We start from the raw sequence: 14,399 nt of genomic DNA, 5'->3' as shown, positions 1-14,399 counted from the left end.
ATTTAATACCAATCCATAAATTGATCATCATATAAATTAAACAGCTTTTTACATTATTGAATCATACATGGTCATTCTATCGTGAGGCGACATGGATGTCACCGTTGGGTGGGGGTACAGGACGTACCTCTCACCCAACAGAGGATTTTTGTCCCTTTTCATCCCTGAAAAGGGAGGCATCGCCTACGCAAATATATTTAAACTTTAAATGCAAGGTATGGCCGTACAAACTTTATCACCATATGAATTAACGTTTATAGAATGATATAAGTTTGATATTTTTTTAAAGACTTCACCTCATTTTAATATCCTCTAAAAGCCTACTTTCGTAAGAAGACTAATAGAAATATTTATCAAAAATTATACATCGCAACCGCATTAAAACGATTGTCCTCACCTGTATCCTGTCCATTAGGCGCTGCAACAAAAGCTTTACGCTCACCATAAACATATTCCAGACCAAAACTTAACGGCTTTTTCGGGCTATAAAATACATTGGCCCAAGCTTGCCAAAGTGTTTTATTGGCTTTGGTCGGATCACTTAAATATCGAATATAATCCTGATTTTCATCCGCTTTCATATAGCCATATCCCAATGTTCCTCGCCATTGTGAGTTAAATTGTTGCGTCACCCCCACAGTGATTGAGTCAAATTGATTCAGCGCCATGATGTTTTTATTGGCATCTATAGCAAAGCCTTGGTTCGTCCATGACACTAAACTGGAATCACCTTTAACATGATAATAATCTGCTTTAAGTGTGGTTTTTGCAGAAATATCGTATTTTGCTCCAAGTCCAACACCCCAAGCGAGTTCATTATCAGCAACAGTCCTCTTTTCACTAACCATGCCTCGCAAACTCAATGCACCCGCTCGATCAGCAAATGATTGATTGAGTCGAGTTGATAAAACCGGGATCCGCATATTCGATAAGGCATCTTTGGAATCTTCCAAAGCCGTTACCAGCTGTGTTTCAGCATTAAATTTATGGGTATAACGAATTTGTGCATCTCGTTTAACAGCGCCTCCCACATAACCCAAAGCATCAATTGTTTCTGGCATATAATCAGGCACTGCAAAGTTGGACCATGTTTGACCAATCAACCACTGACCATAATTAAAATAGGCATGGCGAATTCTAAGTCCATCATTCGCGCCCAAGAAATCAACTTCTATTTTTCCAGAAATATCTTTGTCAGTAGTTTTAAAATCTAAACCTAAACGTGTCGCTGCAAGAGTCGATTTTAATTGATCACTACTTTCATTATGGCCTTTAAGCGGTACGCTATTGATCTGATTATACAGTCGATCGGCACCTCCTCCTTCCGACTGATACAATAGATCCGCACGGATATTCCCATATAGTGTTACTTCTGCACCTGCTTTTGTTCGTGCAAAGCTTTGATCTTTTGCCTGCGATACAGCCTGTGCCGTTTTAACATTATTTTCCAATGCCACAATTTGCTTATTTTGCACCTGTTGCTGTTGTTCAATCATTTCACGTAATTGTTTAACTTCATTACGTAACTGTTCAACTTCTGTCATCGAATCTGCATGTGCCATATTTAGGCTAAGTAATCCCATTGACACCAAAATAATGTTGTATTTAAAAATATGCATTGTAGAAATCATCCTATTCTCTACGGTTTAATTTTCGTATTTATTGAGCAGCCGTCATCTTCATGATTCGGGCTGAGATAGCAATTCAGTGAGTGAGTTTGGTTTACGAACTTAGTTAATTGTATTTCCAACAATATTTTGTTGAGTTGTTGGTGCTTCGGCCGTTTGAGTTTTTTCCACTGAAGCATTTAAATTCACAAAGAATATCGCCAGTGCTGCAATAAATCCTGGAACAGCAATAACAAGAAAATTCATTTGGTGAGGTAACTCTAGGGTCAGCAATGCACCTGTTAAGACTGGTCCAACAATGGCACCAATTCGTCCAATGCCTGATGCCCAGCCCATACCTGTAGAACGGACTGTTGCTGGATAAAATTGTGCAACAAAGGTATAGAGTAAAATTTGTGAACCAATGGTTGCTGCACCAGCAATTGCAATCAAGGTATAGAGAATGAATTGTGGGCTTTTAAAACCAAGGAAAATGAGCGCAATCGCACCAACTGTAAACATGATGGTCAATACGGGTTTAATATGAAATTTATCCGCCAAAGCACCACCACCAATTGCACCAACCATGCCACCAATATTTAATGCAAATAAGAAGATCATACTTGCACCCAGTGAGTAGCCTGCTTGGATCATTAATTTAGGCAACCAACTTCCGAGTGCATAAACCATCAATAAACACATAAAGAAAGCAATCCAGAACATTACTGTGCTTGATCGACGACCTTGCTGAAACAATGCACGTAACGGTGCTTCATCACCAGCAGTGACTTCATTTAATTCAAATTGAGTCGATGCATGAATCTGTTGCTGCGGTGCAATTTTCTGTACCACTTCTCGCACTTGATCGGTCTTGCCTTGGTGAGTTAGAAACATCAATGATTCAGGTAAAAACTTCCAAATAAGGGGTAAAGCTAAGAATGGGATAATAGCGATATAAAACATGATTTTCCAACCATAATCGACCACCAGCCAAGCACCCAGCAAGGCAGAGGTCATACCACCAATGGCATAGCCACTAAACATCACAGCGACCAGCGTGCTACGTATGCGTTTAGGCGCATACTCAGTCATTAAAGCCACCACGTTCGGCATCACACCACCAATACCAAGTCCTGCTAAAAATCTGAGAATCCCAAATTCAACGGGTGTTGATGCAAATGCACCGAGAAAAGTAAATCCACTAAAAATAGCCACACAAATCATGATGGTTTTTTTACGGCCCAACTTATCAGACAGTGTTCCAAAACTCATTGCACCAAACATCATGCCAAAAAGTGCTGTACTGGCTAGCAAGCCTGCTTGTACAGCAGTTAATCCCCACTCTTGCATCAATAAAGGTAAAGCTACGCCATAAATAACCAGATCATATCCATCAAAAATAATAATTAATAAACACCACAATAGAACGCCCCAATGAAAAGGGGTGAATTTTGCTTCATCCACGATGCGATTAATATTTAGTTTACTCGTTTGCACTTTTGCCTCCTGCGGTGAAACGCTACGAAATTTTTTCAAACAATGAGGCAGCTGTTATTTTTTGTCCAAAACCGATTGCATATATATCCATACCTTAAAAGTCGGTTTAATATTTTTTATTGAATAAACAATTGGTTAAAAAGAATTAATAAAGAAATCGGGCTTTATATTTTCAATGATTTATTTTTTATTTTAATGATTATCTCGATATTTTTAGAGTATTAGAACAAATCAATCGACTTTTTCTGATTTTTCAATATGTTACTTTTCACGCAAAATAACATCTATAAATTACTTTTCATTCAATGATTGGACCGAATAGGCTTCTATCTTAAGTCCTTTTTTAAATCATAAATCAACATAAAAGCACCCTCATCCTAGCCTTCTCCCAAAGGGAGAAGGGACTTTCAATGCTAATTTATTAACGACACATGATCATTTTTTGATTGATGAAAGCGGTTTAATAAATGGTCGTAAAGCTCGCACGATCATATTGAAAGCCTTCTAAATCATAAACCTGATAAATACAATCAAATAAAGACCGAATATTTTCACTTTCATCCATACAACGTATTGCCATAAAAATTGGACTTTTTGCAGAGCTATCTAACAATGGGATATAGATTAAATTCGGCAATTGAATGGTTTTTGCACTCTCAGGCACAATACAAACGCCTTCACCCGCAGCGACCAATCCCAAAGCCAGTTGAATTTCTCGAACTTCTTTTAGATTCTTAGGATCTAGACCATGCTCGGAAAACAGATGACGTACTTGAGTGGAAAAATTAGGCTTAGGATGACTTGGGTAAAGAAATAAGTTCTCATCTTCAATATCGGCAAAATAAGTGCCCTTAGAATCTGTCGCGAGATGATGACTGATATGGACAGCCAACATTAACGACTCCTCTCGCAACAAAACTCGCCTAATGGCAGGATCAGAAATTCTTAAACGTCCAAATCCAACATCAATACGCCCCTCTTTAAGCGCCTGAATTTGATCTTTGGTACTCATTTCAATCAGCTCAATTTTTAAATGTGGCTGCTGTTGACGGAACATATAAACGATTTTGGGTAATAAACCATACAATAAAGAACCCACAAAACCCATGGTCACCGTTTTTTCGATCAAGCCAATTCGCTTGGTCATGGACTTTACTTCTTCGGCATTAGACAAAAGTTTAACAGCGTGTTGATAAAAAAATTGTCCCGCTTCTGTGGTTTTTAACGGACGGCTTCCACGTTCAAAAAGCGCGATACCCAATTCACCTTCAAGGTTTTGAATCTGTCTGCTCAGTGGAGGCTGAGCAATATAAAGCTTTTCTGCTGCTTTGGTAAAACTTTGTTCTTCTACAACAGCAACAAAATAGCGCAAATGCCTGAGTTCCATCTCAAACTCCATACCTTTAAGATATAAAAAAATGCAAATTTGATCTTAGACAGCGATCATCCATTCTTTTAAGGTATATCAAAAGCAAGATGTAAAGCAAGACTGTAAAACTTTTGATATTCACAGCCAGCCAAAGAATCTCATTCTGTTAGCCCAATGAATCACTTTTATCAGTTCAAGCTTTAAATCTCGCACATGAAGAACATGGAAAGTGGGCAGCAAAGTTTCAAACGATTTTTTTCGTATGCAATGCCAAACCACGCATACTGCAGGAGATCTAGTATGAACCGTCAAGAAATCGATACTTTGGTCAAACAAATGAATGTAGACACTGCAACAGGTGCAGTCGATACACGTGTACAACAAGTAGTGGTACGTTTATTAGCTGACTTGTTTCAAGCCATTGAAGATTTAGACATTTCACAAAGTGAATTATGGAAAGGCCTAGAATATTTTACCGATGCAGGTCAAGCCAATGAACTTGGTCTTTTAGCAGCGGGTTTAGGTTTGGAACATTATTTGGATTTACGTGCTGATGAAGCAGATGCAAAAGCTGGTATCACAGGCGGCACACCACGCACCATTGAAGGCCCATTATATGTCGCTGGAGCACCTGAGGCCGTCGGCTTTTCTCGTATGGACGATGGTTCAGAGAGTGATAAAATCGACACCCTATTTATTGAAGGTACAGTAACTGACACAGATGGCAATCTTATCCCAAATGCTAAAGTTGAAATTTGGCATGCCAACAGTTTAGGTAATTACTCTTTCTTCGATAAATCGCAGTCAGATTTTAATCTACGCCGTAGCATATTGACTGATAGCAATGGTCAGTATGTTGCACAAACCACTATGCCCGTTGGCTATGGCTGTCCACCACAAGGGACGACTCAGTTTGTACTGAACAAATTAGGCCGCCATGGTAACCGTCCATCTCATGTGCATTATTTCGTATCTGCACCCGGCTATCGCAAATTAACCACACAATTCAACATCGAAGGTGATCAATACCTTTGGGATGATTTTGCTTTTGCAACACGCGATGGTTTAGTGGCAACAGCTATTGATATCAGTGATGAAGTTGAAATTGCCCGTCATGGTCTCAACAAACCATTTAAACGTATTTCATTCAATGTAGCACTGGTAAAAGAACAACCTAAAGCACCATCTACAGAAGTAGATCGTCGTCGCGCAAGCGCTTAAACCCACACGCACGGAACCGAAATGTTTGCACTATTGCAGCACTTCGGGGACTTCCTCTCATTTGGAAAGTCGGAGAACCCATATGCCACGTATTCCTGTTATAAATACCAGCCATCTTGATCGGATTGACGAACTCTTAGTCGATAATTTTGAAACGGGTGAATTTAAACTTCATCGTTCTGTTTTCACAGATCAAGCCCTTTTTGACCTAGAAATGAAATACATCTTTGAAGGCAACTGGGTTTACTTGGCACATGAAAGCCAAATTCCAAATAACAACGATTATTACACCACCACTATGGGGCGTCAGCCCATTATGATTGCGCGTAATCGCAATGGCGAATTAAATGCCATGATCAATGCGTGTTCACACCGTGGCGCACAACTTTGTCGGCATAAGCGTGGTAACAAAGCGACTTATACATGCCCATTCCATGGATGGACATTTAATAACTCTGGGAAACTACTCAAAGTTAAAGATCCAAGCGATGCTGGTTATTCAGATTGCTTCAATAAAGAAGGTTCACATGACCTAAAAAAAGTAGCACGTTTTGAAAGCTATAAAGGTTTCTTATTTGGCAGTTTAAATCCAGATGTACCAAGTTTAGAAGAATTTTTAGGTGAAACGACTAAAATCATTGACATGATTGTCGACCAATCTGAGCAAGGCTTAGAGGTTTTACGTGGTGCTTCAACCTATACCTATGAAGGTAACTGGAAACTGACTGCTGAAAATGGTGCAGATGGTTACCACGTTTCGGCTGTACATTGGAACTATGCAGCGACCACACAGCAACGTAAAGAAAAACAGCAAGAAAATGACAATGTCCGTGCAATGAGTGCAGGTGCTTGGGGCAAACAAGGTGGCGGTTCATACGGTTTTGAGCATGGACATATGCTGTTATGGACTCAATGGGCAAACCCTGAAGATCGTCCTAATTATCCAAAAGCTGATGAGTATACTGAAAAATTCGGTGCGCCAATGTCGAAATGGATGATCGAACGTTCACGTAACTTATGCCTTTACCCAAATGTCTATTTCATGGATCAATTTGGTTCGCAAATCCGTGTATTGCGTCCAATTTCAGTCAATAAAACTGAAGTGACGATTTACTGTATTGCACCTGTAGGTGAAAGCCCTGAAGCACGTACACGACGTATTCGCCAATATGAAGATTTCTTTAATGCTTCGGGCATGGCAACTCCAGATGACCTTGAAGAATTCCGTGCCTGTCAAGCCGGTTATGCTGGTATTGAGCTTGAATGGAATGACATGTGCCGTGGATCAAAACACTGGATTCAAGGACCGGATGATGCGGCCAATGAAATTGGTTTAAAACCTAAACTGAGTGGTATTAAAACAGAAGATGAAGGCTTATATCTCGCCCAACATCAATACTGGTTAGAAATGATGAAACATGCCATTCAATCTGAAAAAAATCTTGCTCAACAAGAAACATCTCAGCAAGGAGCAACAGCATGAATGCAACAGCAAACATCGATCAAGTTTCTTTAGAAAATATTGCGCAATTTCTCTACCGCGAAGCACGTTTTTTAGATGATGAACAATGGGATCAATGGCTCGCCTGCTACTCACCTTCGGCATGTTTTTGGATGCCTGCTTGGGATGATGACGATCGTTTAACCGAAGATCCTCAGTCTGAAATCTCTTTGATTTATTACCCTGACCGTCAAGGTTTGGAAGACCGTGTTTTCCGGATTAAAACTGAACGTTCTTCAGCAACCATGCCTGATACACGCACTTGCCACAATATTAGCAATATTGAAATTATCGAAAGAGATGGTGACAAAGTCACAGTCCGCTTTAACTGGAATACACTGAGCTTTCGTTACAAAAACAGTTATAGCTACTTTGGTATGTCTCGTTATGTCATCGACTTTTCTGCCACACAACCACAGATTCTCAATAAATATGTGGTGTTAAAAAATGACTACATCAACCAAGTCATCGATATTTACCACCTCTAATTTTTTATCTCGAATTGTGTAAAAAATATGAGGTGTTTGCTTTAGCCAAATGGAAAGTTGGCTAAAGCACTCAAAAGTTTTAAAGATTTTTATAGGATTTTCAGCCATGTCAAACCACAATGTTGCTCTTCAATTTGAAGATGGCGTAACGCGTTTTATCTCAGTTACACAAGGTGAAACTTTATCTGATGCAGCATATCGCCAGAAAATCAATATTCCTTTAGATTGCCGTGATGGTGCTTGCGGTACATGTCGTGCTTTTTGTGAATCTGGTTCGTTTGACATGCCTGAAGAAAGTTATATTGAAGATGCTTTAACATCAGAAGAGGCTGAACAAGGCTATATCTTGGCCTGCCAATGTAGACCTACTTCTGATGCCGTATTTCAGATTCAAGCTTCATCTGAAGTATGCAAAACCGAAATTCATGCATTTCAAGGCACATTATCTCGTGTGGAAAAGCTCTCTGATTCCACCATCACTTTCGATATTCAATTAGATGAAGGTCAACCCGATATTCATTTTCTTGCAGGTCAGTATGTCAATGTGGCAATTCCACAAACCACTGAAACGCGCTCTTATTCATTCAGTTCAAAACCCGGAAATCGCTTAACAGGCTTTGTGGTACGTAATGTTCCAAATGGAAAGATGAGTGACTTTTTAAGTGCAAATGCCAAAGCGGGCGACAAAATGACCTTTACTGGTCCATTTGGAAGTTTTTACCTTCGTAATGTAGTTCGCCCTGTCGTTATGTTGGCAGGCGGTACAGGTATTGCACCATTTATGTCGATGTTACAAGTGCTTGAAGACAAAGGCTCACAACACCCTGTACGTTTAGTATTTGGTGTGACCAATGACTTTGACCTTGTGGCACTTGAAAAGCTCAATGAACTGCAAAATAAACTGCCATGGTTTGAATACCGCACAGTCGTTGCGCATGCTGAATCAACACATGAACGCAAAGGTTATGTGACAGGTCATATTGACAATGACTGGCTAAATGGCGGTGACGTCGATGTTTATTTATGTGGTCCTGTTCCTATGGTTGAAGCTGTTAGAGGCTGGTTGGACACTGAAGGGATTAAACCTGCAAACTTCTTATTTGAGAAATTCTCTGCAAACTAAAATCGTACTGTTCAGGAGCTGAGAAGAATGTCAGATCGCCAAAGATTTAAAAATAAAGTTGTCATTGTTACCGGTGCCGCACAAGGTATTGGTCGTGGTGTCGCCCTACAAGTGGCAGCGGAAGGTGCGCATGTGGTTATGGCCGATCGTTCAGAATATGTCGAAGACGTGCTTGTTGAAATTAACAAAACTGGCGGTGATGCAATCACCATCAATGCAGATCTGGAAACTTTAGCAGGTGCTCAAGCTGTCGTTGCTAAAGCCATCGAACGCTATAAGCGTGTTGATATTTTAATTAACAATGTCGGTGGTGCAATTTGGATGAAACCGTTTCAAGCGTTTTCTGAAGAAGAAATTATCAAAGAAGTGCATCGCTCACTATTTCCAACCTTATGGTGTTGTCGAGCAGTCCTGCCCGAAATGATCAAAAATCAAAAAGGTACCATTGTTAATGTATCCTCTATTGCAACATGCGGTATTCATCGAGTGCCCTATTCAGCCTCAAAAGGTGGTGTAAATGGTCTAACTACAGCACTTGCATTTGAACATGCAAAAGATGGTATCCGGGTTAATGCTGTTGCGACTGGCGGTACAGAAGCACCTCCACGTAAAGTCCCTCGTAATACTACGGCATTGACCGAAAATGAAAAACAATGGATGCAAGATGTGGTAGATCAAACCATTGATCGTACTTTTATGGGCCGTTATGGTTCGATTCAGGAACAAGTCAATGCAATATTATTTCTTGCGTCTGATGAATCCTCTTATATGACAGGTACTATTGTTCCTGTAGGTGGTGGTGATCAGGGTTAAAACTGGTCTTTTTTATATAGCAGGATCATTGAAATTCAATGCATGGAGGCTTTGCCCAATGGCATCCCTGTTCAAAACATTAAAACAAGATTGGTCTTTATCAGCGACAGTTGCAGGATTTTTAGCTGTACTGATTTCTTATGCAGGACCAATGATTATTTTTTTTCAGGCTGCTCAACAAGCCAATGTTTCCTCAACCATGATGGCATCATGGATCTGGGGGAGCTCTATTGGTGCGGCAATTACTGGAATCATTTTATCCATTAAGTTTAAAACGCCGATTATTACCGCATGGTCAGCACCGGGAACGGCGCTCTTGGTGGCTTTATTTCCGCATATTTCTCTGAATGAAGTTGTTGCAGCCTATATTACTTCTGCAATCATTATTTTTATCATTGGGATTACTGGTTCTTTTGACAAACTTTTAAAATGGATACCACAAGGGCTGGCAGCAGGAATGATGGCTGGAATTCTGTTCCAGTTTGGTTTAGGCCTGTTTAAAGCTACTGACACAATGCCCTATGTGGTTTTTGGTATGCTACTCTGCTTTTTACTGGCGAAACGCTTTTCACCTCGCTATGCCATAATTTGGGTATTATTTTCAGGGATTGTGCTCAGTTTTATCTTTGGAAAAATCAATCCAGTACCAATGGATTTTTCATTGGCAGTTCCTGTTCTGATCAGTCCAGAATGGACCTGGTCTTCTACATTGAATCTTGCAATTCCACTTACAATTGTCAGTTTAACGGGCCAGTTCTTGCCGGGTATGGCAATTCTCAAACTGAATCATTACGATACACCTGCTAAACCGATTTTAAGCATAGCCAGTATCACCTCTATTGCTGTAGCGTTTACTGGTGGAATCACGATTGTGTTAGCAGCGATTACTGCTGCACTTTGCACGGGTAAAGATTCGCATGAATTGAAAGAAAAACGCTATATCGCGGGTATTGCCAATGGCATCTTCTATATTCTAGGTGGATTATTTGCAGGCAGTTTGGTGATGCTATTTAGCATACTTCCCAAAGAGTTGATTGCGGCACTTGCTGGATTGGCCTTACTCGGAGCAATTACCACCAATCTTGGTATTGCAATGAAAGATGAAACACAACGAGATGCTGCCATCATTACTTTTCTTGCCACTGTATCAGGTATGCATTTTTTAGGATTTAGTTCGGTTTTCTGGGGAATTTGTATTGGCATGATCGCACACTTGATTTTAACTCGACAACAATCAAAGGCTGCCATTCCAACTCCAATACAAGACTCACCGCAAAGTCAATAAACCAGCATATTCACTTAACAATCAGCATAAAATCCCATGCAGTTCGATGGGATTTTTCTGTAATAGCATATTCTGGAATATAACCAAGTTTCACTTTATGAAAGCACTATTTCTTGCGGTTAAATCTTAAAATATTTCACTGTAGTTTATTAGTGATTTCTAAATACCAAATCGTTTCACCCCAAGCACTATTTTCAATTTTTGGAAAAATTTCTCCTTGTTCAAAATAACGAGATTGAGATTTGTTTGCTGGGCCTTCCCGAGCGTATAATTTTTTACCTTTTGGAACAGTGTATTCCAAATATTCTCCATTACTATTCCAACTTGCCCATACAGCAAATCTATCTAAAACCCAGTTTGATAATTATTTATTTTTTTCATTTTTACAATATGCAATTAATCAATAAATTCTCATATTACGCAAATTAAAACAAGAACATTCGTGCATTAATTTTTAGATATAGCTGTATTAAGCTGTGTATTTTTTGTACCAATACCGTATTTGTATAATCGTTTAATCTTAAAATCAAAATGCAAAATCCAAACAGTTTGAAATGCAAAAAATTTGATTTTTCACATTTTCAAGACATAAAAACCGTAGCAGCATAATAAGGATATTTTATGACTGAAACACATATATATCAGCCACATGAAAAACGTAATCGTGTCATGGCTATCGTTGGGGCTGCTTCTGGTAACTTGGTGGAATGGTTTGATTTCTATATTTATGCAGCATTCGCAACCTATTTCACCCATGCATTAACCGCTCCAGATATGGATGACTCCACAAAAGCAATTTATGTGTGGGGCGTCTTTGCTGCTAGTTTTTTCATGCGGCCCATAGGCAGTTGGCTCTTTGGCTGGATTGGCGATACCTATGGACGTAAAAAATCCATGATCATTTCTATTACATTAATGGCGATCAGTTCATTTTTATTTGCAGCACTCCCGACTTATGATCAAGTCGGTATGGCAGCACCATTTCTATTATTGGCTGTACGTCTGTTACAAGGACTTTCAGTAGGTGGTGAGTATGGTACTGTTGCGACCTATATGAGCGAGGTTGCTTTAAAAGGTCAACGAGGATTCTATTCCTCTTTTCAATATGTCACGCTGTCTGGTGGACAACTTTTAGCAAGCCTTTTAGGCGTGATTATGTTGGCCCTTATGTCTAAAGAACAATTAATGGATGGTGGCTGGCGTATTCCATTTGTTATTGGTGGTGTCGTTGCCATTCTTTCATTCTTTGCACGTCGACATTTAAAAGAAACCTTATCTGAAGATGATAGTGCAAAAGAGGGTTCAGGCAGTTTAAAAGAATTACTCAGCAAGAACTGGAATACTTTCCTACTGGTTGTTGGTTATACCTCTGCGGGTTCATTGTGTTTTTATATCATCACAGTATATTCAAAAACCTATATCACCAGCCTTGGTTTTGCCGACAAAACGGTCGGCTATATGATGACCATTGCCTTATTTGTATTTATGTGTGCACAACCTTTGTTCGGGATGCTGGCAGATCGAATTGGTCGTCGTGCTTCAATGATGCTCTTTAGTAGCAGCTGTGCCATTTTTATCTATCCTGTCATGGTCATTGCTATGCCGTACTTTAGTGGTTCAGCTTTTATCGTGACCTTATTACTGATCTTCTTAATGATGTTACTCAGTTTCTATACCTCAATTAGTGGTTTAGTTAAAGCAGAAATGTTCCCACCACATATTCGAGCCTTGGGGGTTGGTTTTGCCTATGCTGTTGGTAATGCAATCTTTGGTGGTTCTGCTCCGGCTGTTGCATTAAAGTTAAAAGATCTCGGTCATGAGAATAGCTTCTTTGTTTATGTGATTGTCATGCTGATTATTTGTCTTTTCTGTAGCATGCAACTCCCTAAACAGCCGAAATATTTACATCATGATCATTAAGCTCAGTATTTTAAGGTCTGTTTTTACAGACCTTTTCTTTTAATACATGCCATTTGTTGTAAAATAACAGTGTATATACAATAAAGTCTTATTAAATCTTGAGGAAAAGATGAAAAAAATATTGCTTATTCTTACCTGTATTTCAATCAGTCATTTTGCCAATGCCAAAACACAAAACTATATACTGGCCAATGGTGGTGGTGTTGATGACAACGGTTTGCTCTTAAAAAATACCCAAGGCAAAACCATTTATGCATACTGCAATCAAAAGTGCGGGCCATGGTTTGACCATGATGAAGAAACAGGCGGGCAAATTTTAAAAAAGCAATATATTGAAAAAAAGGTCCAAGCAGATATTCAATTTGAAAAAAATGCAGATCGAGTTGCTGGTCCTAGTGCAGATGAGTCTTTTTACTTCATTAAACAAATCAAATTTATTGAATAATTTAAAAATAAATCATGACATTAGAATCCACTCCCCATTCTAAATGTCATGCTTTTTATATTCTTATTTTGACACTATAAATTTAGATATTTCAGATTTTTAGACTTTATATATTAATGATAAATCAGTAAAACTGACTAAATTAAAACATCTTAACGTCTAGGTATGTCTGAAGCAGCAATATTGGCAATTGTTTGGTTATACTTTTTGATACTGCGCTTGGTATTTCCCATGATCTCATATAAAACCTCTTTGACAAGGTCATGCTCTGGATCTTGTAGATAAGCCGCCTGACACCATTTAACTGCTTCAGGATAGTTATAATAATGAGAAAACACGTTTCATTCAATTTATGTTAGGATTTTAAAAATTTTAATTGTTTATCCTATGAAAAAAATTGTAGTTTTCTCAGGTGCAGGAATGAGTGCAGAAAGTGGAATCAGCACGTTCCGAGATAGTAATGGCTTATGGGAGAATTATGATATTCAAGAGGTGGCTACACCTGAAGCTTGGCAGCGTAACCCAGCCTTGGTGCAACGTTTTTACAATGAACGACGTCAACATATTCTCAAAGCCCACCCCAATCAAGCACACGATACCATTGCTCAACTCGAACAATATTTTGATGTCATTGTAATTACTCAAAATATTGATGATCTACATGAACGTGCTGGAAGCCAGCAGGTAATTCATTTACATGGCAATATCCGCCTTGCTAAAAGTTCTAAACCTAATGCGCAGTACACAAATGAGTTTTATCCTATAGATGGTTGGCAATTGGATCTAGAACAACATAAATGTCCTGAAGGATTTCCACTTCGACCTCATGTGGTTTGGTTTGGTGAAGCTGTTCCTGCGTATGAAGAAGCAGTAGAGATGATCCGTGATGCTGATATTTTTATTGTTATTGGCTCCACATTGACCGTCTACCCTGTGGCAGGTTTAATTCACGAGATTCCAGAACACTGTGATGCGTATTATATTGACCCGCAAGCCAGTTATGAGCGTGTTCCCCAGCAATACCAATGTTTAAAAATGAGTGCGACTGAAGGAATGCAACAGCTTTTTGAAAAACTGACAACATATTAAAAAACCAGTGCAATTGCACTGGCTTTAAAAATTACAGCATA

14 protein-coding genes are annotated in these 14,399 nt (G+C 39.1%); 9 read left to right on the top strand and 5 right to left on the bottom strand.

The window, feature by feature from the left end:
* Positions 1–353: 353 nt before the first annotated feature.
* The 3 genes from PYV58_RS09790 to PYV58_RS09780 all read right to left on the bottom strand — a co-directional run bounded on the left by PYV58_RS09790 (position 354) and on the right by PYV58_RS09780 (position 4,491).
* On the bottom strand, positions 354–1,619 hold the full coding sequence (locus PYV58_RS09790) for a DcaP family trimeric outer membrane transporter (RefSeq protein WP_034615276.1): 1,266 nt from the start codon (positions 1,617–1,619) through the stop codon (positions 354–356).
* Between the two features lie 111 nt (positions 1,620–1,730).
* Positions 1,731–3,104 (bottom strand): MFS transporter, encoded by a 1,374-nt coding sequence (locus tag PYV58_RS09785; protein ID WP_004821870.1) that lies wholly within the window; start codon positions 3,102–3,104, stop codon positions 1,731–1,733.
* A gap of 460 nt (positions 3,105–3,564) precedes the next feature.
* Complete coding sequence (locus tag PYV58_RS09780; RefSeq protein ID WP_034617260.1) at positions 3,565–4,491, bottom strand: LysR family transcriptional regulator; 927 nt, start codon at positions 4,489–4,491, stop codon at positions 3,565–3,567.
* A 282-nt stretch (positions 4,492–4,773) separates the two neighbouring features.
* On the opposite strand from PYV58_RS09780, the gene catA reads away from it, so the two are divergent.
* The 6 genes from catA to benE all read left to right on the top strand — a co-directional run bounded on the left by catA (position 4,774) and on the right by benE (position 10,904).
* Positions 4,774–5,694, top strand: coding sequence for a catechol 1,2-dioxygenase (gene catA / locus PYV58_RS09775; protein ID WP_034617259.1), 921 nt, complete (start codon positions 4,774–4,776; stop codon positions 5,692–5,694).
* 82 nt (positions 5,695–5,776) lie between these two features.
* The gene (gene benA / locus PYV58_RS09770; RefSeq protein WP_004719896.1) at positions 5,777–7,177 is read left to right on the top strand and encodes a benzoate 1,2-dioxygenase large subunit; all 1,401 of its coding nucleotides are present in this window, start codon (positions 5,777–5,779) and stop codon (positions 7,175–7,177) included.
* Positions 7,174–7,683: a benzoate 1,2-dioxygenase small subunit gene (benB, locus tag PYV58_RS09765; protein WP_004821879.1), complete on the top strand. Its 510-nt coding sequence runs from the start codon at positions 7,174–7,176 to the stop codon at positions 7,681–7,683. Before benA ends, benB begins: the two co-directional genes overlap by 4 nt.
* Positions 7,684–7,789: 106 nt before the next feature.
* Positions 7,790–8,806, top strand: a complete 1,017-nt coding sequence (benC, locus tag PYV58_RS09760; protein ID WP_034617258.1) for a benzoate 1,2-dioxygenase electron transfer component BenC — start codon at positions 7,790–7,792, stop codon at positions 8,804–8,806.
* Between the two features lie 27 nt (positions 8,807–8,833).
* Entirely contained in the window at positions 8,834–9,619 is a 786-nt protein-coding gene (benD, locus tag PYV58_RS09755) for a benzoate diol dehydrogenase BenD (RefSeq protein WP_034617257.1), read from the top strand.
* A 58-nt stretch (positions 9,620–9,677) separates the two neighbouring features.
* Positions 9,678–10,904: a benzoate/H(+) symporter BenE gene (gene benE / locus PYV58_RS09750; protein ID WP_034617256.1), complete on the top strand. Its 1,227-nt coding sequence runs from the start codon at positions 9,678–9,680 to the stop codon at positions 10,902–10,904.
* Between the two features lie 136 nt (positions 10,905–11,040).
* Here the strand turns inward: benE and PYV58_RS09745 are convergent, their stop codons facing one another.
* The gene (locus PYV58_RS09745; protein ID WP_171077807.1) at positions 11,041–11,205 is read right to left on the bottom strand and encodes a hypothetical protein; all 165 of its coding nucleotides are present in this window, start codon (positions 11,203–11,205) and stop codon (positions 11,041–11,043) included.
* A 320-nt stretch (positions 11,206–11,525) separates the two neighbouring features.
* Here PYV58_RS09745 and PYV58_RS09740 point away from each other — a divergent pair, with 320 nt between their 5' ends.
* Together PYV58_RS09740 and PYV58_RS09735 are read left to right on the top strand one after the other, a co-directional pair.
* A complete protein-coding gene (locus tag PYV58_RS09740) occupies positions 11,526–12,824 on the top strand; it encodes an MFS transporter (protein ID WP_004821900.1) in 1,299 nt (432 codons plus the stop codon).
* Positions 12,825–12,933: 109 nt separating this feature from the next.
* Complete coding sequence (locus PYV58_RS09735; RefSeq protein ID WP_004821903.1) at positions 12,934–13,269, top strand: hypothetical protein; 336 nt, start codon at positions 12,934–12,936, stop codon at positions 13,267–13,269.
* Between the two features lie 152 nt (positions 13,270–13,421).
* Here the strand turns inward: PYV58_RS09735 and PYV58_RS09730 are convergent, their stop codons facing one another.
* Positions 13,422–13,607, bottom strand: coding sequence for a hypothetical protein (locus PYV58_RS09730; RefSeq protein WP_034617255.1), 186 nt, complete (start codon positions 13,605–13,607; stop codon positions 13,422–13,424).
* A gap of 49 nt (positions 13,608–13,656) precedes the next feature.
* Here PYV58_RS09730 and PYV58_RS09725 point away from each other — a divergent pair, with 49 nt between their 5' ends.
* Positions 13,657–14,358 carry a Sir2 family NAD-dependent protein deacetylase gene (locus PYV58_RS09725; protein ID WP_034617254.1) on the top strand — a complete coding sequence of 234 codons (702 nt, stop codon included), beginning with the start codon at positions 13,657–13,659 and terminating at the stop codon, positions 14,356–14,358.
* Positions 14,359–14,399 lie beyond the last annotated feature (41 nt).

Source organism: Acinetobacter sp. TAC-1, from assembly GCF_029025845.1.
In the GTDB taxonomy this organism is placed as follows: domain Bacteria; phylum Pseudomonadota; class Gammaproteobacteria; order Pseudomonadales; family Moraxellaceae; genus Acinetobacter; species Acinetobacter guillouiae.
The sequence above is the reverse complement of the archived record's forward strand: the minus strand, read 5'-3'. Positions and strand labels throughout refer to the sequence as shown.